Annotated in this window: 19 protein-coding genes; 11 read left to right on the top strand and 8 right to left on the bottom strand. The window is 67.9% G+C overall.

The window, feature by feature from the left end; translation table 11 throughout:
• The 4 genes from moaA to ON27_RS19635 all read left to right on the top strand — a co-directional run.
• The coding region (gene moaA / locus ON27_RS19650; protein ID WP_043729465.1) for a GTP 3',8-cyclase MoaA at nt 1-1027 on the top strand (1027 nt) is incomplete at its 5' end.
• Entirely contained in the window at nt 1020-1262 is a 243-nt protein-coding gene (locus ON27_RS19645; protein ID WP_043729457.1) for a MoaD/ThiS family protein, read from the top strand. The genes moaA and ON27_RS19645, both read left to right, overlap by 8 nt.
• A gap of 363 nt (nt 1263-1625) precedes the next feature.
• Nucleotides 1626-2339 (top strand): YciI family protein, encoded by a 714-nt coding sequence (locus ON27_RS19640; RefSeq protein WP_043729453.1) that lies wholly within the window; start codon nt 1626-1628, stop codon nt 2337-2339.
• 2 nt (nt 2340-2341) lie between these two features.
• The gene (locus tag ON27_RS19635; protein WP_043729451.1) at nt 2342-3577 is read left to right on the top strand and encodes an RNA polymerase sigma factor; all 1236 of its coding nucleotides are present in this window, start codon (nt 2342-2344) and stop codon (nt 3575-3577) included.
• A gap of 4 nt (nt 3578-3581) precedes the next feature.
• Here the strand turns inward: ON27_RS19635 and nadE are convergent, their stop codons facing one another.
• Together nadE and ON27_RS19625 are read right to left on the bottom strand one after the other, a co-directional pair.
• A complete protein-coding gene (gene nadE, locus ON27_RS19630; protein WP_043729448.1) occupies nt 3582-4406 on the bottom strand; it encodes an NAD(+) synthase in 825 nt (274 codons plus the stop codon).
• Between the two features lie 22 nt (nt 4407-4428).
• The gene (locus ON27_RS19625) at nt 4429-5034 is read right to left on the bottom strand and encodes a TetR/AcrR family transcriptional regulator (RefSeq protein WP_043729463.1); all 606 of its coding nucleotides are present in this window, start codon (nt 5032-5034) and stop codon (nt 4429-4431) included.
• Between the two features lie 144 nt (nt 5035-5178).
• Between ON27_RS19625 and ON27_RS19620 the strand changes: the two genes are divergently transcribed.
• The 5 genes from ON27_RS19620 (at nt 5179) to ON27_RS19600 (ending at nt 10141) form a co-directional block, all read left to right on the top strand.
• Nucleotides 5179-5799, top strand: coding sequence for an NAD(P)H-dependent oxidoreductase (locus tag ON27_RS19620; protein ID WP_051046778.1), 621 nt, complete (start codon nt 5179-5181; stop codon nt 5797-5799).
• A 392-nt stretch (nt 5800-6191) separates the two neighbouring features.
• Nucleotides 6192-6425, top strand: coding sequence for a glutaredoxin-like protein NrdH (gene nrdH / locus ON27_RS19615; RefSeq protein ID WP_043729459.1), 234 nt, complete (start codon nt 6192-6194; stop codon nt 6423-6425).
• A gap of 68 nt (nt 6426-6493) precedes the next feature.
• Complete coding sequence (nrdI, locus tag ON27_RS19610; protein ID WP_043729445.1) at nt 6494-6955, top strand: class Ib ribonucleoside-diphosphate reductase assembly flavoprotein NrdI; 462 nt, start codon at nt 6494-6496, stop codon at nt 6953-6955.
• Nucleotides 6956-7017: 62 nt separating this feature from the next.
• Nucleotides 7018-9099, top strand: a complete 2082-nt coding sequence (nrdE, locus tag ON27_RS19605) for a class 1b ribonucleoside-diphosphate reductase subunit alpha (RefSeq protein WP_245560014.1) — start codon at nt 7018-7020, stop codon at nt 9097-9099.
• 220 nt (nt 9100-9319) lie between these two features.
• A complete protein-coding gene (locus ON27_RS19600; protein ID WP_043729440.1) occupies nt 9320-10141 on the top strand; it encodes an SAM-dependent methyltransferase in 822 nt (273 codons plus the stop codon).
• Between the two features lie 265 nt (nt 10142-10406).
• Here ON27_RS19600 and ON27_RS19595 read toward each other — a convergent pair whose 3' ends face one another.
• The gene (locus tag ON27_RS19595; RefSeq protein ID WP_043729437.1) at nt 10407-11399 is read right to left on the bottom strand and encodes an LLM class F420-dependent oxidoreductase; all 993 of its coding nucleotides are present in this window, start codon (nt 11397-11399) and stop codon (nt 10407-10409) included.
• Nucleotides 11400-11675: 276 nt separating this feature from the next.
• On the opposite strand from ON27_RS19595, the gene ON27_RS19590 reads away from it, so the two are divergent.
• Nucleotides 11676-12206: a hypothetical protein gene (locus ON27_RS19590; RefSeq protein WP_043729435.1), complete on the top strand. Its 531-nt coding sequence runs from the start codon at nt 11676-11678 to the stop codon at nt 12204-12206.
• Between the two features lie 274 nt (nt 12207-12480).
• On the opposite strand, the gene ON27_RS19585 is transcribed toward ON27_RS19590, so the two are convergent.
• The 4 genes from ON27_RS19585 to ON27_RS19570 form a co-directional block, all read right to left on the bottom strand.
• Complete coding sequence (locus tag ON27_RS19585) at nt 12481-13428, bottom strand: TauD/TfdA dioxygenase family protein (protein WP_043729433.1); 948 nt, start codon at nt 13426-13428, stop codon at nt 12481-12483.
• 177 nt (nt 13429-13605) lie between these two features.
• Entirely contained in the window at nt 13606-14496 is an 891-nt protein-coding gene (locus ON27_RS19580; protein WP_043729430.1) for an ABC transporter permease, read from the bottom strand.
• A complete protein-coding gene (locus ON27_RS19575; protein ID WP_043729428.1) occupies nt 14489-15346 on the bottom strand; it encodes an ABC transporter ATP-binding protein in 858 nt (285 codons plus the stop codon). Before ON27_RS19575 ends, ON27_RS19580 begins: the two co-directional genes overlap by 8 nt.
• Complete coding sequence (locus ON27_RS19570; RefSeq protein ID WP_043729425.1) at nt 15343-16425, bottom strand: ABC transporter substrate-binding protein; 1083 nt, start codon at nt 16423-16425, stop codon at nt 15343-15345. Before ON27_RS19570 ends, ON27_RS19575 begins: the two co-directional genes overlap by 4 nt.
• A gap of 688 nt (nt 16426-17113) precedes the next feature.
• On the opposite strand from ON27_RS19570, the gene mgtE reads away from it, so the two are divergent.
• The gene (mgtE, locus tag ON27_RS19565; protein ID WP_043729421.1) at nt 17114-18478 is read left to right on the top strand and encodes a magnesium transporter; all 1365 of its coding nucleotides are present in this window, start codon (nt 17114-17116) and stop codon (nt 18476-18478) included.
• A gap of 136 nt (nt 18479-18614) precedes the next feature.
• Here mgtE and nrdF read toward each other — a convergent pair whose 3' ends face one another.
• On the bottom strand, nt 18615-19577 hold the full coding sequence (gene nrdF / locus ON27_RS19560) for a class 1b ribonucleoside-diphosphate reductase subunit beta (protein ID WP_043729419.1): 963 nt from the start codon (nt 19575-19577) through the stop codon (nt 18615-18617).
• Nucleotides 19578-20180 lie beyond the last annotated feature (603 nt).

Genomic DNA, 20180 nt, shown 5'->3' with positions numbered 1-20180 from the left:
GCGTTCCGGGCGTCCCTCGCTCGCCGGCCGTCCCGACACCCCCTACTTGCTGGATCGTTTCGGGCGCGTCGCCCGCGACCTCCGCGTGTCCATCACCGAGAAGTGCTCGCTGCGGTGTACGTACTGCATGCCGGAGGAGGGGCTGCCGGAGATCCCCCGGCACGAACTGCTCACGGTGGACGAGATCGTGCGGCTGGTGCGCTTGGCGGTGCGGGACCTGGGCGTGCGTGAGGTCCGCTTCACCGGCGGTGAGCCGCTGATGCGCCGCGACCTGGAACACATCATCTCCGGCTGTCATGCCGAGGTGCCGCACGTCCCGCTGGCCATGACGACCAACGGCATCGGGCTCGAGCACCGCGCGTTCGGCCTCGCCGCCGCGGGCCTGCATCGGGTGAACGTGTCGCTGGACACCGTCGACCGGGCCGGTTTCGCCCGGTTGACGCGCCGCGACCGCTTGGAATCGGTGTTCGCGGGCATCCGCGCCGCCCGTGTCGCGGGACTGGCCCCGATCAAGGTCAACGCCGTCCTGATGCGTCAAACCCTCGCCGGCGCGGCTGATCTGCTGCGCTGGTGCCTGGACGAGGGCTGCGAACTGCGTTTCATCGAGGAGATGCCGCTCGACGCCGACCACGAGTGGGCGCGCGCCAACATGGTCACCGCCGCCGAACTGCTCGACGTGCTCGGCGCCCGGTTCGACCTCACCGAGGCCGGCCGCGCCGATCCGTCGGCTCCGGCGGAGAAATGGCTGGTCGACGGCGGCCCCGGCACCGTGGGCATCATCGCCACCGTCACCCGCAAGTTCTGCGACACCTGCGACCGCACCCGGCTCACCGCGGACGGCATGCTGCGATCCTGCCTGTTCAGCGATCAGGAGTTCGACTTGCGCCAGGCGCTGCGCTCCGGCGCGGGCGACGAGGAGGTCGCGAATCTGTGGCGCGGTGCGATGTGGAACAAGTGGGCAGGTCACGGCATCGACGCCGAGGGCTTCGTTCCTCCGGAACGGACGATGGGAGCCATCGGTGGTTGAGATCCGCTATTTCGCCGCCATCGCCGACGCCGTCGGCAAGGACAGCGAAACCCTCGACTTCCCGGCCGGAGCCACGGTGGCCGACTTGCGCGCGACCCTGTCGGCGACCTATGGGCCCGACCTGGACAAGATGCTGTCGGTGTGCGCCTACCTGATCGGCGACGAACTCACCCGGGACCCCACGGCCGCGCTCAGCCCCCGCGTCGACGTCCTGCCCCCTTTCGCGGGCGGATAAGCCGCGCCCTGGCACGCGGCGGTCTACAGTCGCGCTGTGGTGCGGAGCAAGGCGAGCGATGTCGACGGCTATCTGGGCGAGGCGCCCGAAACGCGCCGGGAGGCACCGACGTGCGCGCCGCTTTCACCGACCGCTTGGCCGGTCACGACATGGGTAAAGGGTGCCTGCGCTTCCGCGCGCCGGAGCGAATCGATTTCGAGCTGACCCCGCGACCTGCTGCGCGCCACCGCCACGGGAGAGGGTGAACCGGTCTGCTGAGACCCCGCGAAATTTCTCGCGCGGGTGTGTAGAAAACGGCGAGTGCGGTTCGTCGTCCGAGTATCAGGGGTATCCGAGCCCCTCGAAGCGAGGAAGGATGACGCTATGCACTACCTGGCGATCATGGCAGGACGCGAAGAGGAGTCGGCGGTCCGGCCCGGCACACCGGAGTTCGACACCGAAGTGGCGAGGTACGCGGAGTTCGAGCAGCGCGCGGGCGCCGCGATAGCGGGCGGTGTGGCGCTGTTCCCCTCCGCCGACGCGCTGCACATCCGGCGCGCGGGCGGGCGCACGCTCGTCACCGACGGCCCGTTCACCGAGCAGGCCGAGGTCGTCGGCGGGTTCTACGTCTTCGAGGCCGCCGACCTGGACGAGGCCATCCAGCTGGCGCGTCAGGTGCCCGCGGCCGAGCACGGAGCGATCGAGGTGCGCCCCATGGTGATGTGGTCGCCGCACGACACCCCGCGCGCGGATTGGTGGCTGGCCCTGCTGTGGGAAGCTCCGGACGCGGTGATCGCGCCGGGCACTCCGGAGTGGGACGCCGCCGTCGCCGAGCACGAGCGCTTCGGCGCGAAGTACGCGGCGGCCATTCGGGGCGGCGGGGCGCTGCGACCGCCGTCCTCGGCGACCACGGTGCGGGTACGCGACGGAAAACTGCTGCTCACCGACGGGCCGTACGCGGAACTGGCCGAAGTGGTCGACGGGCTGTACCTGTTCGCCGCGCCGGACCGCGAGCAGGCGGCGGAGATCGCGGCGGTCATCCCGATCGGCGAACGCGGGCGCACCGAGCTGCGCCGAGTCGTGGACCTGGGCGACTGACGGTGCGGACGGGCCCGGCCGCGACCATCGACGCCGTCTACCGCGCCGAGTTCGGCCGGGCTCTGGCGACGGTGGCCAGGACGGTCGGCGACATCGGACTGGCCGAGGACGCCGTGCAGGAGGCGTTCGCCGACGCCGTGCGCACCTGGCCGGAACGCGGGCTGCCGTCGAATCCGGGGGCGTGGATCACCACGGCCGCGCGGAATCGGGCGCTGGACCGGCTACGGCGCGAATCGGTGCGAGCGTCCAAGGAATTCGACGCGGTCCGCGCCCGGGCGCCGGGCGAGGAGGATGAGGTGTCCGCGGTGCCGGACGACCAGCTGCGGATGATCTTCGCCTGCTGCCACCCGGCGCTGGCGCGGCCCGCGCAGGTGGCCTTGACCCTGCGCCTGGTGTGCGGGTTGCGGACCGCCGAGATCGCACGTGCTTTCCTGCAGCCGGAACAGACGGTGGCGCAACGGCTGACGCGCGCGAAGGCGAAGATCCGGCAGGCGGGCATCCCCTTGCGGGTACCGCCCGCGCATCTGATGCCCGAGCGGGTACCGGGTGTGCTGGCGTGCGTGTACCTGGTGTTCACCGAAGGCTACTGCGCCACTTCGGGACAAACCGCGGTGCGAGACGAGCTGTGCGACGAGGCCCTTCGGCTCGGTAGGCTGCTGTGCCGGTTGCTGCCGCGCGAGCCCGAGGCGCACGCTTTGCTGGCGCTGATGCTGTTGCAGGACAGTCGCCGGGAGCAGCGCCGACGCGCCGGCGGGGAATCGGTACCGCTGGAGGAGCAGGATCGCGCCCGGTGGGACCACGCGAAGATCCGGGCGGGCCTGGCCTGTCTGCGATCCGCCGAAACCGACGGCTCCGGTCCGTACCTGGTGCAGGCGCGTATCGCCGCCGCGCACGCCACGGCGCCGACCTGGGAGCGGACCGATTGGCACGCTGTCGTCGCCGGGTACGACGAGTTGCTCCGGCTCACCCCGTCACCGGCCGTGTCGGTGAACCGCGCCGTCGCCGTGGGATTCTCCCGTGGATTCGACGCGGGCCTGGCCGCCCTCGACGAGGTCGCCCGCGACCCGCGATTGGCCGGGTCGCACGTGATCGCCGCGACGCGCGCCGATCTGCTGCGGCGCGGCGGCCGCCCGCGAGAGGCGGTGCCGCACTACCGGGCGGCGCTGGAACTGGCGGGAAACGACCAGGTGCGGCGGTTTCTGGCGCGACGTCTCGCGGAGTGCGAGTCGGCGGCCTAGACGCTCAACGCCACCAGGTGTCCAGCGGGGTCACCGGGACGGTGCGCTTGTGGCGGGTGTCGCGGAAGATCTTCTCCAGCCGCTCGGCGACCTCGGGGGTGACCTCCTTGCCCTCGAGGTAGTCGTCGATCTCGCTGTAGCGCAGGCCCAGTGCTTCCTCGTCGGGCAGGGCGGGCCGGTCGTCCTCCAGGTCGGCGGTGGGCACCTTGGACCAGATGCCGGCGGGCGCGCCGAGTTCCTGCAGCAGCGCGGCGCCCTGACGCTTGGTGAGACCGGTCAGCGGGGTCAGGTCGACGCCGCCGTCGCCGTACTTGGTGAAGAAACCGGTGACCGCCTCGGCGGCATGGTCGGTGCCGATCACGAGCAGGTTCTCCTGTCCGGCCAGCGCGTACTGGAGCACCATGCGTTCCCGCGCTTTGATGTTGCCGCGCACGAAGTCGCGCAGGTTGTCCACCTGCAACGCCGACGCCGCCTCGGCGGCCGCCGCGTTGGCGCTGGGGCGGATGTTCACCACGACCTGCCGATCGGGCCGGACGAAGGCCATCGCGGTCCGGGCGTCGGCCTCGTCGGCCTGTACGCCGTAGGGCAGCCGGACGGCGAGGAAGGTCGCGTCGACGCCGTCGGCGCGCAGTTCCTCGACCGCGAGCTGGCACAGCCGACCGGCGAGCGCGCTGTCCTGCCCACCGCTGATACCGAGGACGAAACCTCGTGCGGGAGTGGCGTTCAGATAATCCTTGAGGAAATCGATCCGGCGGCGTACCTCGTCCTTCGGTTCGATGGTGGGGCGGACGCCCAATTCACTGATGATCTGTTCGCGCAGGTTCCGCATGGCGCCCGAGTCTACTGGCCGATCACCGGACGACAACGCGCCGAACGACGCTCTCCCAGTTGTCGCCGATCTGTTCGCGGGTATAGCCGAGCACCCGCATCTGGTGCAGGATCAGCGCCGCGCCCAGCATCGCCAGCAGCCAATCGGCGAGGAGCGTGAGATCTCCGGGCGCGTCGGCCTGGCGCAACAGCATCACGACGTGCGCGCGCAGCAATCCGTACGGGCCGCCGGAATAGCGGTCACCGGCCTCGCCGAGTTCGGCGGCGCGGTGCAGCTCGCCTTCCACTTCGATGTCAAGCAGCCGGGTCCGCCCGAAGGCCACCAGCCGTTCCACCGGAGGCGCACCGGGACCGAGCGGCGGCGGTCCGAAGATGAACGCCTCCTGGTACTTGCGCTCGGAGTGGTCCAGCAGGGCGAGCATCAGCCCGGACCGGCTGCCGAACCGGCGGAACACCGTGCCTTTGCCGACTCCGGCGCGTTTGGCCAGCGCGTCCATGGTGAGGCTGTCCACGCCCTGCTCACGCACCAGCTGCTGCGCGGCGTCCAGCAGCAGCCTGCGGTTGCGCGCCGCGTCGGCGCGCTCGGCGGGCTCCGACGTGCCGGGCAGCGGCGCGCCGACATCGAGCAGCCGGCGCGGACCGGATATGGACGCGTCGGATGTGGGGTAGTTCACAGCGCTCACGCAAACTCCGCGGGAAGTAATCGGACTACGGTCCGGTTAGTGTGTGGTGAACGTAAGGACACCACACCATTCAGTACACCAGGAGACGTCATGAGCGAGCGTAGCGAGCGAATCATCAACGCCGAGTCCAACGGCTCCGGTGAGGCCGGGACCCGCATCCTCGCCCTCGTCGGAAGCCTGCGCGCCGCCTCGGTCAACCGGCGGCTCGCTGAGGCCGCGGCGCAGACCGCACCGGACGGTGTCGAGGTCACTCTCTACGACGGCCTCGCCGACGTCCCGTTCTACAACGAGGACATCGATGTCCCGGGCGCCGTTCCCGCGGCCGCGCAGGCGCTGCGGGACGCCGTCGCCGAGGCGGACGGCCTGCTGGTGGTGACGCCGGAGTACAACGGCACGCTGTCGGCGGTGCTGAAGAACGCGATCGATTGGGCTTCCCGCCCGTACGGCGCCGGCGCGATCCAGGGCAAGCCCACCGCCGTGGTGAGCGCCTCGATCAGCCCGAACGCGGCGCAGTGGGCGCACGGCGACGCGGTCAAGGCGCTCGGTGTGGCGGGCGCGCGGGTGGTCGAGTCGGCGCATCTGCACTTCGGCGTCATCGGCGAGCGCTTCGGCGCCGGGCATCCGCGTGACGACGCCGAAGCGCTGACCCAGCTGGCCGCAACCGTGCGCGAGCTGGTCGAGGCGACGCGCGGCGAACTGGCGTCGGTGTAAGCTCCATCTCCGGTCTCGGACGAGGGTCATCGCTGCGGGTGCAGCGGTGGCCCTCTTCGTTCGCCCGAGGGTTTGCTGAAAGTATGCTAGCTCGCTGAACAGTGATCTGCGCCACTGTTTGATTCGGGGGTGAATCGAGCGTGCTGGTACTTCTCTCGGTGGAATTTCATCGATGTGACTCGCTACATGTCGTGTTGTAGGAATCTGTCGGCCACTAGGTGTAGTGTCTTCGCTACTGGAAGACGGTGCGAGGCCCCACCCCCCAGGAGTCGGTCATCCATGGCTGATCAGGGGATTCGAGTCCGGCTCCAGGAGTTTGCGCAGCATACGTCGATCGTGCAATGCATACGGATCTCAGGCTGTGGATCAGGCACAAGGAGAGAGGGACATCAATGACCGTCACCGTGTACACCAAGCCCGCTTGCGTCCAGTGCAACGCCACCTACAAGGCCCTCGACAAGGCCGGGGTGGACTACGAGGTCATCGACATCTCGGAGAACGACGAGGCGCGTGACTTCGTCATGGCACTCGGGTACCTGCAGGCGCCGGTAGTGGTGGCCGGGGACGATCACTGGTCGGGCTTCCGTCCCGACCGCATCAAGTCGCTCGCGACCGTGGCGGCCTGAGCGCCGCAGCGCTTCCGGTTCATCCGAAGGGCGAGCGCCACGGCGCTCGACGAGAGAGGAAGGCGACCATGCCGGAGACGACGGCGCTGGTCTACTTCTCCAGCGCTTCGGAGAACACGCATCGCTTCGTCGAGAAGCTGGGTCTCCCGGCGGCTCGCATACCACTGCACACCGCCGACTCGCTGCGCGTAGACGAACCGTACGTGCTGATCGTCCCCACCTATGGGGGCGGTCGGCACGTGCTGGGGGGCGACCGTTCCGACAAGGATTTCGTGCCGCGGCAGGTCGCGAAGTTCCTCAACGACCCGCACAACCGGGCGCTGCTGCGTGGCGTCATCGCGGCGGGGAACACGAACTTCGGCGACACCTTCTGCTACGCGGGCGAACTGATCGCACGCAAGTGCGGCGTGCCGTACCTGTATCGCTTCGAACTCATGGGAACCGCTGAGGACGTCGAACGCGTCCGAGAGGGATTGGGATTGTTTTGGCAACAGCAACGACAGCACCGGCCGGAAAAACAGCTCGCTTAGAGCAGCCCCCGGTCCGCGGCGCCGAAGCGGGCGAGGTTCTCGACTACCACGCCCTCAACGCGATGCTGAACCTGTACGGTCCGAACGGGGAGATCCAGTTCGACAAGGACCGCGAGGCCGCCCACCAGTACTTCTTGCAGCACGTCAATCAGAACACCGTCTTCTTCCACAACCTGGACGAGAAGCTGGACTACCTGATCGACGAGAACTACTACGAGGCCGAGGTCCTCGAGCAGTACAGCCGCGAGTTCATCAAGAAACTGTTCCAACAGGCCTACGCCAAGAAGTTCCGGTTCCCGACCTTCCTCGGCGCGTTCAAGTACTACACCTCGTACACGCTGAAGACCTTCGACGGCAAGCGCTACCTGGAGCGGTTCGAGGACCGGGTGTGCATGGTCGCGCTCACCCTCGCCGCCGGTGACGAGGCGCTGGCGGGCAGGTTGGTCGAGGAGATCATCGACGGCCGCTTCCAACCGGCCACCCCGACCTTCCTGAACTCGGGCAAGAAACAGCGCGGCGAGCCGGTCAGCTGTTTCCTCCTGCGCATAGAGGACAATATGGAGTCCATCGGGCGCTCCATCAACTCCGCGCTGCAGCTGTCCAAGCGCGGCGGCGGGGTCGCGTTGCTGCTGAGCAACATCCGCGAGCACGGCGCGCCGATCAAGAAGATCGAGAACCAGAGCTCGGGCGTCATCCCGATCATGAAGTTGCTCGAGGACTCCTTCTCCTACGCCAACCAGCTCGGCGCGCGTCAGGGGGCGGGCGCGGTATACCTGCACGCGCACCACCCGGACATCTACCGGTTCCTGGACACCAAGCGGGAGAACGCGGACGAGAAGATCCGCATCAAGACCCTCTCGCTGGGCGTGGTCATCCCGGACATCACCTTCGAGCTGGCCAAGAAGAACGAGGACATGTACCTGTTCTCGCCTTACGACGTCGAGCGCATCTACGGCAAGCCCTTCGCCGACATCGACGTCACCGAGAAGTACTACGAGATGGTCGACGACAAGCGCATCCGCAAGTCGAAGATCAAGGCGCGCGAGTTCTTCCAGACCATCGCCGAGCTGCAGTTCGAGTCCGGCTACCCGTACATCATGTTCGAGGACACGGTGAACCGGGCCAACCCGATCGCGGGCAAGATCACCCACTCCAACCTGTGCTCGGAGATCCTGCAGGTCTCCACGCCGTCGGAATTCAACGACGACCTGTCCTACGCCAAGGTGGGCAAGGACATCTCCTGCAACCTCGGGTCGCTGAACATCGCCAAGACGATGGACTCACCCGACTTCGCGCAGACCATCGAGGTGGCCATCCGGGCGCTGACCGCGGTGTCCGACCAGACCCACATCTACTCGGTGCCCTCCATCGAGCAGGGCAACAACCTCTCGCACGCCATCGGCCTCGGGCAGATGAACCTGCACGGCTACCTGGCGCGCGAACGGATCCACTACGGGTCCGAAGAGGGCATCGACTTCACCGACATCTACTTCTACACCGTGGTCTATCACGCGATCAGGGCGTCGAACCGGATCGCGATCGAACGCGGCGCGTACTTCGGCGGCTTCCCCGAATCGAAATACGCCAGCGGCGAGTACTTCGACAAGTACACCGACCAGGCGTGGGAGCCGAAGACCGATCGCGTCCGGCAGCTGTTCGCCGACGCGGGCGTGCACATTCCGACCCAGGAGGACTGGCGCGAGCTGAAGGCCTCGGTCATGGCGCACGGCATCTACAACCAGAACCTGCAGGCGGTCCCGCCGACCGGGTCGATCTCCTACATCAACCACTCCACCAGCTCCATCCACCCGGTGGCGTCGAAGATCGAGATCCGCAAGGAAGGCAAGATCGGGCGCGTCTACTACCCGGCGCCCTACATGACCAACGACAACCTCGAGTACTACGAGGACGCCTACGAGATCGGCTACGAGAAGATCATCGACACCTACGCCGCAGCTACCCAGCACGTGGACCAGGGCCTGTCGCTGACGCTGTTCTTCAAGGACTCCGCCACCACCCGCGATCTCAACCGCGCCCAGATCTACGCCTGGCGCAAGGGAATCAAGACCCTCTACTACATCCGGCTGCGCCAGATGGCTCTGGAGGGAACCGAAGTCGAGGGTTGCGTGTCCTGCATGCTGTAATTCCGCGGTAGCGAACAGGGGCTTCCCACTGGGTGAGCCCCTGGTTCGCATTTCGGCCGCCGAGATCGCATGCGCTTCGCCGCTCCCGACGCGGTGCCCTGAAGGACGGCAGTCCACCGTCGTCCGATTCGATGCCGCGTTCGCGCCGGTGGCGGCAGTGCCCGGGACGCGACTGGAATATGCTGACGCGGAGGCCGATTCGGTAGGGATAGGAACGACGATGACTCATCTCGGCAGCAACGGCGAGCCGCCTCGGCCGATCCACGACCCGAGCGTGCCGAGCAGCGCCCGGATATACGACTACGTCCTGGGTGGGAAAGACCACTACCAGGTGGACCGGGACGCGGCCGAGAAAGTGATCGCGGCGTTTCCCACCGCCCGGGTCGCGGCCCGGCAGAACCGGCAGTTCATGCACCGCGCGGTGAACGCCCTCACCGCGCTGGGCGTGACACAGTTCCTCGACATCGGCACCGGCATCCCCACCGAGCCGAACCTGCACCAGGTGGCACAGGCGCCGAGTCCCGAAGCGCGAGTGGTCTACGTGGACAACGATCCGATCGTCCTGAGCCATGCCCGCGCCCTGCTCACCGGTACGCCGGAAGGACGCACGGCTTACATCGACGCCGATCTGACGAACCCCGAAGCGATCCTGTCCGCGCCCGAGCTCACCGACACCCTCGACCTGAAGAGTCCGGTGGCGGTGAGTCTGGTCGCGGTACTGCATTTCCTGTCCGACGACCAGGACCCCTACGGCATCGTCGAGACGCTGCTGGATGCCTTCGCGCCGGGTTCGTTCCTCGCGGTCTCGCACATCACCGCCGACCTCGAACCGGAAATCATCACCAACGCCCTGAACGTATATCGCCAGAGCGGGGTCTACGCCCAAGCGCGCACGAAAAACGAATTCGCCCGCTTCTTCACCGGCCTGGAACTACTCGAGCCAGGAATCGTCGTCTCCAACCAGTGGCGCCCGGGCACCGAATCCCCCACATGGCTGGACGCGCAAGTCAACTGCTGGAGCGCGGTCGGCCGCAAGCGCTGAGTTGTTTGGCAGCGCCTGCGGCGCTGCGTGTTCGCGGCCCTTGGTGTCTCGCGGCCGAGCGATCGAGACTCGCGCCTTCGGCGCATGCGCTTCGATCGCTCGGCCGCGAGACGGCCGCGAACGGTCGCTCGTAAGACTCGCTTCGGGTGGGGCGGGTAAGAGGGGATCGGGCTACCCCGGGTTGGCCAGGGCTGGCCGGGGTTCGGGCAGGGCGGGAGTTCCACGAATTCGGGGCTCAACCGCTCGTGGGGTGTGCCTTGCATGATCAACGCAGGGCCGGGATCACTTCGCGTTCGAAGAGTTCGATGCCGGAGGTGTCGTAGGCGGCTTCGGGGAAGTTGAGGATGGCGTAGCCGAGGCCGAGGTCGCGGACTCGGCGTAGCTTCTCGATGATCTGGTCGGGGGTGCCGGTGGCGGCGCCGCCGTCGTGCAGCTGGGCGACGTAGGACTTGGCGGGGGCGGCGCCGAGGACGGGGGTGAGGCGCGCGGCCAGCGTCGCGAGACGATCCTCGACCTCGGCCTGGGTCGAGCCGATCGCGACGTTGAAGTTCGACGAGCGCACGATGGCGTCGAAGTCGGTGCCGACTTCCGCGCAGTGCGCGCGCAGGATCTCGGACTTGCGGGTGAACTCGGCGGGGTCGGCGCCGAAGTTGGTGTACCGCGCGTATTTCGCCGCGATGCGCAGCGTCTTCTTCTCGCCGCCTCCCGCGACCCAGAGCGGAATGCCGCCCTCCTGCAGGGGAAGCGGACGGACGATCGCGCCGTCGACCTGGTAGTACTTGCCGTCGAGGGTGGCCGAGCCCGTGGTCCAGGCCTGCCGGAAGATCTGCACACCCTCGTCCAGGCGGCCCAGCCGTTCGCCCGCGGACGGGAAGCCGTAGCCGTAGGCGCGCCACTCGTGTTCGTACCAGCCGCCGCCGATGCCCATCTCGACGCGGCCGCCGGAGATCAGGTCGACCGTCGCGGCCACTTTGGCCAGGTAGGCCGGGTTGCGGTAGCTGATCGCGGTACACATCTGGCCCAACCGGACACGTGCGGTGGCGGCGGCGAACGCCGACATCAGCGTCCACGCTTCGTGTGTCGCCTCCTCGGTGGGGACCGGGACGGTGTGGAAATGGTCGTACACCCACAGCGATTCCCACACCGGGTTCGCGTCGGCGCGCTGGGCGAGGTCGCGCATCACCCCCCACTGGTCCGCCGGGTGGATGCCCACCAGATCGAGCCGCCAACCCTGCGGAACGAAGATGCCGAAGCGCACGAAAATCTCCTCCGTGTGTACTCGAACCGCCACGGCGAGCGCCGCGGCTTCCCTACCTCACTGTTCCCAGTCCGCCGCGCGCTGGCAACCGTTCGGCGCTCGACGCACCGAATTCCGGCCACGTGCGGCGCTGGCGTAGTCCGCGTCACCGGTCGTCGCGAGCCGGATTGCCGCGCCGATGAAGCGAAGGGTGAGCCCGATGGCGGTCCGGCACAGTCCCGACGCGAAGGAAACTCACTGGCGGGCGACAGGGCGGATGCCGCACGCTGGAACCGTATGAACGAAGTAAGACATTCGAACGAAGGAAGACAACCCAGACTCGGCGTCGATTTCGGCCGAGTGATCCAAGGCGCGGCCTCGGCGCCGGGCGACGAGGACACGGTATTCCTCTCCGGCGGGCTCGAGCAGGCGCTGCGCACGCCGCCCGGCGCGGGCGCTTTCGATGTCCTGCCGCGCCTGGTCCGGCGCTTCGAGGGCCGCGCGTGGGTCATCTCCAAATGTGGACCACGGATCGAACAGCGCACCCGCCAGTGGCTCGATCATCACGATTTCTACGACCGGACCGGAATCGCGCCCGGCAATGTGCGCTTCTGCCGGGCCCGGGCGGACAAGGCGTTGCACTGCGCCGAACTCGGCATCACGCACATGATCGATGACCGTCTCGACGTGCACCGCGCCCTGCGCGATCTGGTGCCGTACCGGCTCCTGTTCGGCGTGCAGGCCGAGCCGATCCCCGCATGGGTGCGCCACGTCCCGACCTGGGACGATGTGGAGCGCGCGGTGCTGGAGACGACCGATCCGGCGTGATCGCGGTCGGGGCGAAGCCGAGAATCCGCCGCTCGTCTCGGGTGTCGGTGAACGGCTCGACCCATTGGCCTCGGTTCCGCCGAACTGCCGGCTACCCGGCATGACCACCCACCGTGACCGAGCGCTCGGGACGCCATCGGTGAGGTGGCCGCACGCGGCGGCGCGGCAGGTGCACAGCGCGGCGACCTCGATATCGGCCGACTCGCCGGTCGCGGTCGCGGAGCCCGAGGTCGGCCGAACGCTCGCGAGGCGTCCGGCCGATCCTGGTCCGGTTCTACGCGCCGGTGAACTTCACTCCGGCGATGGACTTCGATGGCTCGCCGTCGACGCCGACCGGGATGTCGCCCTCCAGCGTCGTGCGGTACAGCACCCGGGTGACATCGAGATGGTCGAGGTCGCTCGGCGCGAGATGCGCGGTGGCGCGGTTGTCCCAGAACGCCAGACTGCCCGCCTCCCAGCGGAACCGGACCGTGTACGCCGGGTTGGTCACCTCGTCGAACAGCAGTTTCAGCACCGCGTCGCTCTGACTCGGCCGGAGGCCGACGATCCGGGTGGTGAAGCCCGGGTTGACGAACAGCGCCCGCTCGCCGGTCACCGGGTGCACCCGGACGACCGGATGCTCGGTGATCAGCGGCGTGGCCGCGACTTTCTTCGCGTAGTCGCTGTCGGCGTCCCAGACCGGCCTGCTGCCGCCGAAGCGGTGCTCGGCGCGCAGCCCCTCGACGAACCGCTTCAGCGCCTCCGGCAGGTTCTCGCAGGCGGCGACGAGATTCGTCCAGCCGGTGTCGCCGCCTCGCGCCGGGGCGATCTCGGCGCGCAGGATCGAGGCCGCGGGCGGGTTGATCAGCGCGGAGACATCGGTGTGCCAGTGATTGGTGTAGCTGAATTTCCGCACACCGAAGCGCTTCTCGTACAGCCTGCTGTCGACCGCGAGGATCTCCGGGTGCTCGGTCGGCGCGTCGTCGTCGTACGGGTGCGACGGCGTGACCGCGCCGAACCGGCGGGAGAAGGCGATCTGCTGGGCGTGGTCGATGCGCTGGTCGCGGAAGAACAGCACCTTGTAGGTGTGCAGGGCGTCGGTGATGACCGCGACCTGCTGGTCGGTCAACGGCTCACGCAGATCGACGCCGGAGACGTCGGCGCCGATGTAACCGGCGACGGGTGCGACGCGCACCGCGTCATCGGTGGTGTTCGAGACGGGGGTTTCGGGTACGGCGGTCATCGGAAGAACTCGTTTCGGGGTAGCGGTTCAGGGTCGGCTCCAGCCGGAGAAGCGGGTGTTCGGCCGTGTGACAAGCGCTGCCGCACGTCCGCATGAAGTCGACGACGCGTCGTCTGGTCAGCGCTCGGACGACGACCGTCTTCCGCCCGCGCCGAGCCTGGTCAGGGGCGGTCATGGTCAACCGTTCGCCGGGGCGCGCCACCGCGACAGGCGGCGTTCGATGGTGACCAGCAGGCCGTTGAAGCCGAGGCCGAGCAGCGAGATGGCGAGGATTCCCGCGTACATGTTCGGGATCGCGAAGTTTTGCTGGGCGGCGGTGATCAGGTAGCCGAGCCCCGCCCTCGCCCCGAACATCTCGGCGGCCAGCAGCACGAGGATCGAACTGGCGGCGGCCATCCGCAGACCGGTGAAGACCGACGGCAGCGCCGCGGGCAGAATCACCTTCTGGAACAGGCGCAACGGTGAGAACCCCAGCGACGCGGCGGATTTGACGAGCAGCGGATCGACGGTGCGCACGCCCGTGATGGTGTTCAGCAGAATCGGGAAGAAGCTGGCGTAGAGCACGATGGCGACCTTCGAGGTCTCGCCGATGCCCAGAATCAGCAGGAAGACCGGAAGCAACGCCAGCGCCGCGGTGTTGCGGAACAGCTCCAGGATCGGGCTGAGGAAATCCGCCACCGGCTTGTACCAGGCGATCGCGATGCCCACCGGAATACCGGCGAGCAACGCGAGCGAGTACCCCGCCAGCGACCGGTTCAGGCTCGCGGAGAGGTGAGTCCACATCTCACCGCTGGCCACCAGGTCGGCGAACGCGTGAGCGACCACGGAGAACGGCGGCAGGAACACCTCGTCCACCAGCCCGAGCGTCGGGGCGACCTGCCACAGCAGCAAGAACAGCGCGATCACGACGGTCGGTTTGAACACCCGCCAAGCGAACCGGCTCACCGCCCGCAGCGCTTGCCCCACGGCAGTGGGTTCCGCCTCGGCCGGTCGCGCCGGGATCGGTCGGGTCGGCGCGGCCGCGTGCTCGCGCACCGGCCGCTCGCTCAGCTGAATGGCACTAGACATGGGCCGTCCTCTCGAGGGTGGCTTCGACGTCGACCGGGTGGTCGGACAAGGACTCGAGCTCCAGGCTCGCCGCCCGCTGAACTTCGCTGTGCAGCAATGTCCAGATCTCGTGGCGGTAGTCCCGGAAGCGTTCGGACGAGCGGACGTCGTCGTCGGTGTCCCGGTCGATCTCGACGTCGACGATGGCCTTGATCCGGCCGGGCCGCGACGTCAGCACGGCGACTCGCTGGCCGAGATACACCGCTTCGTCGATGCCGTGGGTGATGAACAGGACGGTCTTGCCGGTGGCCCGCCAGATGCGCAACAGCTCGTCCTGCAGCGATTCCCTGGTCTGCGCGTCGAGGGCGGCGAACGGTTCGTCCATCAGCAGCACCTCGGGATCGAAGGCGAGGCTGCGCGCGATCGCGACTCGCTGCTTCATGCCGCCGGACAGTTCGTGCGGGTAGCGCTCGCCGAAGCCGGAGAGCCCGACCAGTTCCAGATAACGCTCGGCGAGCTCGCGCCGCGCCTTGCGGCGCAAACCCTTGGCCTCCAAACCGAATTCGATATTGGCGCGGGCCGTTCGCCAGGGCAGCAGCGCGTACTGCTGGAAGACGATGCCGCGGTCCAGCCCCGGCCCGGTGATCGGCCTGCCGTCCAGCAGGATCTCCCCGGAGGTCGGCTTGCTCAGTCCGCCGAGCAAATCCAGCAGCGTCGACTTGCCGGAGCCGCTCGGCCCGACCAGGACCAGGAACTCGCCCTCGCGCAGCTCCAGCGAGATGTCCTCGAGCGCGGTGAACCGCTCCCGGGAACCGCGCACCGCGAAATGCTTGTGCACTCCGATAAGCGATAGTTTCGTCGCCGTGGTCATCTCGCGGCCACCACCTCTCCGGTCGGTCCCGCCTCCGGCTGGTACTTGCCGTTGGCGTACGGGTTGAACTTGTTGGTGTAGAGGTCAGCGGCCCGCAACTTGCCGTTCGGCAGTTCGCCGTTGCGCACCAGCCAGTCGATCCAGATCTGCAGTTCCTTCTCGGCGACCACCGCACCCGGCACGGGGATGCCGGAGCTGAGCCAGTACGGCACCAGGTTGGTGTTCTCGTTGCGGCCGCGCTTGCCGATGATCTGAACGAACCGCTCGCGCACCTGATCGCGCGGCGTCACCTGCAACCAGCGGATCGCGCGGGCGGTGCCCTGCACGAAGTCCGCCACGACCTCGGGATTCTGGGCGATGAAGTCGTCGCGGAAGACGTAAGTGCCGTAGTCGAACGTGCCGGAGATGGCTTTGTCGGTGTACAGCGGGTGCAGACCGCCGCGCTGGAGGGCGGTGTCGCGGAAGACGCTGCCCAGGGCGCCGACGTCGACCTGCCCCTTGCGCAACGCGTCCTCGGTGTTGGCCGGCGGCACGACGACCAGCTGCACCTGCTCGATCTCGTCGTCGGTGAGGCCCTGCTGATGCAGCCACTCCCTGGTGATGAATTCGTGGTGCGCGCCGAGCGTGTTGACGGCGACCTTCTTGCCGATCAGATCGCGGGCCGAGGTGATGGGGGAGTCGTCGCGCACGTAGTAGCCGGTGAACGACTGCTCGTCCGCGCCATAGGAACTCAGCACCGAGGTGACCTTCGCCCCGCCCGCGATCAGCTTCACCACCGCGCCGTTGAACGCGCTGCCGACATCGACCTGGTTGGTCGCCGCGGCCTGGATATTGGCGGGGCCACTGGTGGTGTCGCCCTCCCAGTGCAGGCTGATCATCGTGAAGAAGCCGAGGTCGTCGGCCAGCTCGAAATGGTTCACCTGTCCGGTGCTGCCTTGGTAGCGCAGCACGGTCTTGCCGTCGGCGGTCTTGGCGGGCGCGGACTCCCCGCATCCGGTGAGCACGGACAGGCCGGTGAGCACGGCGGCAGCGGTGGCGAGCGCGCGGGCGACGCGCCGGGTGGGTAGGGGGAAAGGCATTGTTCGTTCTTTCGAAGACGAGAGGACGCCGTGCGATTCGATGCCCGGCATCCGGCGACACCACAGCGGAGCGATGCGGCGGTGGACGACCGCGCGGGATTCGGTCACAGACCTGGGCCGCGCTGCTTCAGCGGCAACAGATTCCGTGCGGAACGCGCATGAAGTCGACCGCGCGGCGGCGGATCAATGCGGTTGCTGTCGACATACGGGGACTTCCGTGAGCTGTGCTGAGGTGCCGCGGGCGTCGGTGCGAGCCTGCTTGGCAAACACTGTCCCGGTTCCCAGCCATGGGAGCAACAGTTCGACGCCGACTGCGTGTAACCCTGTGATTCCGGCATGCGGGGGCTTTTCCACCGTGCCGACAACATCGGTGACCGAAGGGTTGTGCTCGGCGCGGAGCGGCTTCGGTCACAACCGCGGGTCGTAAGGTGATCATTGTCTCCGAAGCGATGTAAGCTACGCGAGGACGTTTTCGCGTCCGTGCGATGTTGAGCCTTGTGGTGCGGATTCCGAGATCCGCGGCGACGACGAGAGGGAGGTGGGGTAGCGATGCGCAGCGAACCTCCCAGTCGAAGGCCGCGCGGCGCCGCCCCTTCGCATTCCTGATCAGGTCGCGACGGCAGGGGCCGGCGCCCGCGGTGTGAATCTCGAGCTCTCCGTTCACTCACGCATGTGCTGAGGTCCTCTCATGTCGCAGACCGACATCATCGAAGTACGTCCGACGCTGTCCGAATCCCTGCAGGACATCGTCGATACCCGTCGCGTGGACGCCGCGCTGGACTGGCTCGGCAACCACCCGCCGCACGTCATCGCCGATCAGCTCGCCCGCATGGACGCGGTGCGCGCCGGGATGGCGTTCCGCCTGCTCGACAAAGATCTGGCGCTGGCCGTATTCGAGGAACTCGAGCCGGTGGACCAGCAGCAGATCCTGCAGGGGCTGCGCGATCAGAGCTTCCGCGACCTGGTCGAGGGCATGGCGCCCGACGACCGCGCCCGCATGCTGCGCGAGGCGCCCGCCAAAGTCGCCAAGAAGGCGCTGGCCGGGCTGAGTCCGCGCGAGCGGCGGATGACCGCGAGCCTGCTGGGCTATCCAGAGGGCTCGGCGGGCCAGTACATGACGCCGGAGGTGGTGGCGCTGCCGCGCGACCTCACGGTGGCCGAAGCGCTCGGCATGGTGCGCACCAAGGGCGGCAACGCGGAGACGGTGTACACCCTGCCCGTCGTCGACGCGGGCAGGCGGCTGACCGGGATCGTCGAACTGCGGGAGCTGGTGCTCAGCAAGCCCGAGACGATGGTGTCGGAACTGGTCGTCACCGAGCCCGCTTACGCGCGCGCCACCGATTCGGCGGAGAAGGCCGCCCGGCTGATGCGCGAGACCAACGACATCAACCTCCCGGTGGTCGACAGTGAGGACCGGTTGGTCGGGCTGCTCACCATCGATGACGCGGTCGAGGTGATCGAGGCCGCCGACAGCGAGGACGTCGCGCTGCAGGCGGGGTCTGCCCCGTGGGAGGGCCACTACATGGCCGCCGGGGTGTTTCAGCTGGCCCGCTACCGCGCGCTGTGGCTGCTGCTGTTGCTGTTCGCGGCGACACTCACCGTGAGCGTGACCGATTTCTTCGAGGGCACCTTGCAGCAGGCCGCGCACCTGGCGCTGTTCATCCCGCTGCTGATCGGCGCGGGCGGCAACGCGGGCGCGCAGGCCGCCACCGCCTGTGTGCGCGCGGTGGCCGTCGGCGAGGTCCGGGCGTCGGACCTGCTGAAGGTGATCTGGCGGGAATGCCGGGTCGGCCTGGTGCTGGGCTCGTTGCTGGCCTCGGTGGGCCTGGCGATCGGCGCCCTGTTCGTCGGCCCGCGCATCGCCTTGGTCGTCGGCATCACCCTGGTCCTGATCTGCGGCTGGGCGGCCACCATCGGCGGCACCATGCCGCTGCTGGCCAAGAAACTGCGCATCGACCCGGCGGTCGTCTCCGCGCCGATGGTCACCACCCTGGTCGACGCCACCGGCCTGATCATCTACTTCACGACGGCCAAGTTGGTGCTCGGAATCTGAGGGCCGGCGATCTCGGCCCGCGCTTCCGATCAGCGCGGCCGCATCCGATCGGGAAGACCGGTCCCAGCTCGGAGAAGACGACGCGAGCCCGGCGCCCGCGACCGAATCGCGGGCACCGGGCTCGAGGTGAGTTCGCTCAGAACTCCCAGTCCTCGTCCTCGGTGTTCACGGCCTTGCCGATGACGTAGCTCGAGCCCGAACCGGAGAAGAAGTCGTGGTTCTCGTCGGCATTGGGGGACAGCGCCGAGAGGATGGCGGGGTTCACCTCGGTTTCGTCCTTGGGGAACAGGCCCTCGTAGCCGAGGTTCATCAGCGCCTTGTTGGCGTTGTAGCGCAGGAACTTCTTGACGTCCTCGGTGAGGCCCACCTCGTCGTAGAGGTCCTGGGTGTACTCGACCTCGTTGTCGTAGAGCTCGAACAGCAGCTCGAAGGTGTAGTTCTTGAGTTCGTCGCGCTCGGCCTGGGAGACCAGTTCGAGGCCCTTCTGGTACTTGTAGCCGATGTAGTAGCCGTGGACCGCTTCGTCCCGGATGATCAGCCGGATCATGTCGGCGGTGTTGGTGAGCTTGGCCCGCGACGACCAGTGCATCGGCAGGTAGAAGCCGGAATAGAACAGGAAGCTCTCCAGCAGCGTGGAGGCGACCTTGCGCTTGAGCGGATCGTCGCCGTTGTAGTACTCCAGCACGATCTCGGCCTTGCGCTGGAGGTTGCGGTTCTCCTCCGACCAGCGGAACGCTTCATCGATCTCGCGGGTGGAGCACAGGGTGGAGAAGATCGAGCTGTAGCTCTTGGCGTGCACCGACTCCATGAACGCGATGTTGGTGAGCACCGCCTCTTCGTGCGGGGTCAGCGCGTCGGGGATCAGGCTCACCGCGCCGACCGTGCCCTGGATGGTGTCCAGCAGGGTCAGGCCGGTGAAGACCCGCATGGTCAGCTGCTTCTCGTCGGCGGTGAGGGTGTTCCACGACGGGATGTCGTTGGAGACCGGCACCTTTTCCGGCAGCCAGAAGTTGCCGGTCAGCCGGTCCCAGACCTCGGCGTCCTTTTCGTCGGGCACCCGATTCCAGTTGATGGCCGACACCCGATCGATCAGTTTCATCCTGCCTCCACGCCTTTCCCCAGCACGCTGCCGTCACGGAATGTCTACCCTCGGAACACTACTCCTTGGGGGTGACATGTCCGCACAGCACAACACCTTGTGTCGCCGCAGTGCACGTCCGCCGGGTATGAGATTGCGGGGGACGCGGCGCTCGCGGCCCCCTATTGTGCGGCACGCGCCGGTGGGCGGTCACACCGGCGCCGACGACCCGGAATGATCGCTGAATATTTGCCACTTGGTCGGAGAGTGAGCAGGACGGGGTGTCGGCAACCCGGCACACAGGTGCTGGGTGTTCGCATCCCCTGGGCCGCGAAAGCGTTGCCAGCGGCACCGATTCGCCGATTCGCGGCAGCGCTGGGCGGCGGACAGTGCCGCAAGTCACCGGCCGCCCGGTGGCCGTCGCGGCCGCGGCGCCGGTCTGACCCGCCCGCTCACCTGCGCCGATCGGCCTCGCCGAGCGGCTACGTTGAGCCGAGGGTGTCCGACGCGTTTGGAAGGAGTGAGGGTTATGACCAGTCCGATCACCACCCGCCCGGTAGTCGGCGACATGACGATCTTCGCAGGCGTGCTCATCCTCGTCGCCGGTGCGTTGCACCTGCTGAC

The organism is Nocardia asiatica NBRC 100129 (assembly GCF_000308415.1).
GTDB lineage: Bacteria > Actinomycetota > Actinomycetes > Mycobacteriales > Mycobacteriaceae > Nocardia > Nocardia asiatica.
Note: the sequence above shows the minus strand (reverse complement) of the source record. Positions and strands in the feature narration are given on the sequence as shown.

Bases quoted from the DNA above. Each gene is read 5' to 3' on its own strand.
- nrdH (WP_043729459.1), top strand. From the start codon at position 6,192: ATGACCGTCACCGTGTACACCAAGCCCGCTTGCGTCCAGTGCAACGCC.
- ON27_RS19600 (WP_043729440.1), top strand. From the start codon at position 9,320: ATGACTCATCTCGGCAGCAACGGCGAGCCGCCTCGGCCGATCCACGAC.
- ON27_RS19590 (WP_043729435.1), top strand. From the start codon at position 11,676: ATGAACGAAGTAAGACATTCGAACGAAGGAAGACAACCCAGACTCGGC.
- nrdE (WP_245560014.1), top strand. From the start codon at position 7,018: ATGCTGAACCTGTACGGTCCGAACGGGGAGATCCAGTTCGACAAGGAC.
- mgtE (WP_043729421.1), top strand. From the start codon at position 17,114: ATGTCGCAGACCGACATCATCGAAGTACGTCCGACGCTGTCCGAATCC.
- ON27_RS19580 (WP_043729430.1), bottom strand. From the start codon at position 14,496: ATGTCTAGTGCCATTCAGCTGAGCGAGCGGCCGGTGCGCGAGCACGCG.
- ON27_RS19620 (WP_051046778.1), top strand. From the start codon at position 5,179: ATGAGCGAGCGTAGCGAGCGAATCATCAACGCCGAGTCCAACGGCTCC.
- ON27_RS19570 (WP_043729425.1), bottom strand. From the start codon at position 16,425: ATGCCTTTCCCCCTACCCACCCGGCGCGTCGCCCGCGCGCTCGCCACC.
- nrdI (WP_043729445.1), top strand. From the start codon at position 6,494: ATGCCGGAGACGACGGCGCTGGTCTACTTCTCCAGCGCTTCGGAGAAC.
- ON27_RS19575 (WP_043729428.1), bottom strand. From the start codon at position 15,346: ATGACCACGGCGACGAAACTATCGCTTATCGGAGTGCACAAGCATTTC.
- ON27_RS19640 (WP_043729453.1), top strand. From the start codon at position 1,626: ATGCACTACCTGGCGATCATGGCAGGACGCGAAGAGGAGTCGGCGGTC.
- nrdF (WP_043729419.1), bottom strand. From the start codon at position 19,577: ATGAAACTGATCGATCGGGTGTCGGCCATCAACTGGAATCGGGTGCCC.
- ON27_RS19585 (WP_043729433.1), bottom strand. From the start codon at position 13,428: ATGACCGCCGTACCCGAAACCCCCGTCTCGAACACCACCGATGACGCG.
- nadE (WP_043729448.1), bottom strand. From the start codon at position 4,406: ATGCGGAACCTGCGCGAACAGATCATCAGTGAATTGGGCGTCCGCCCC.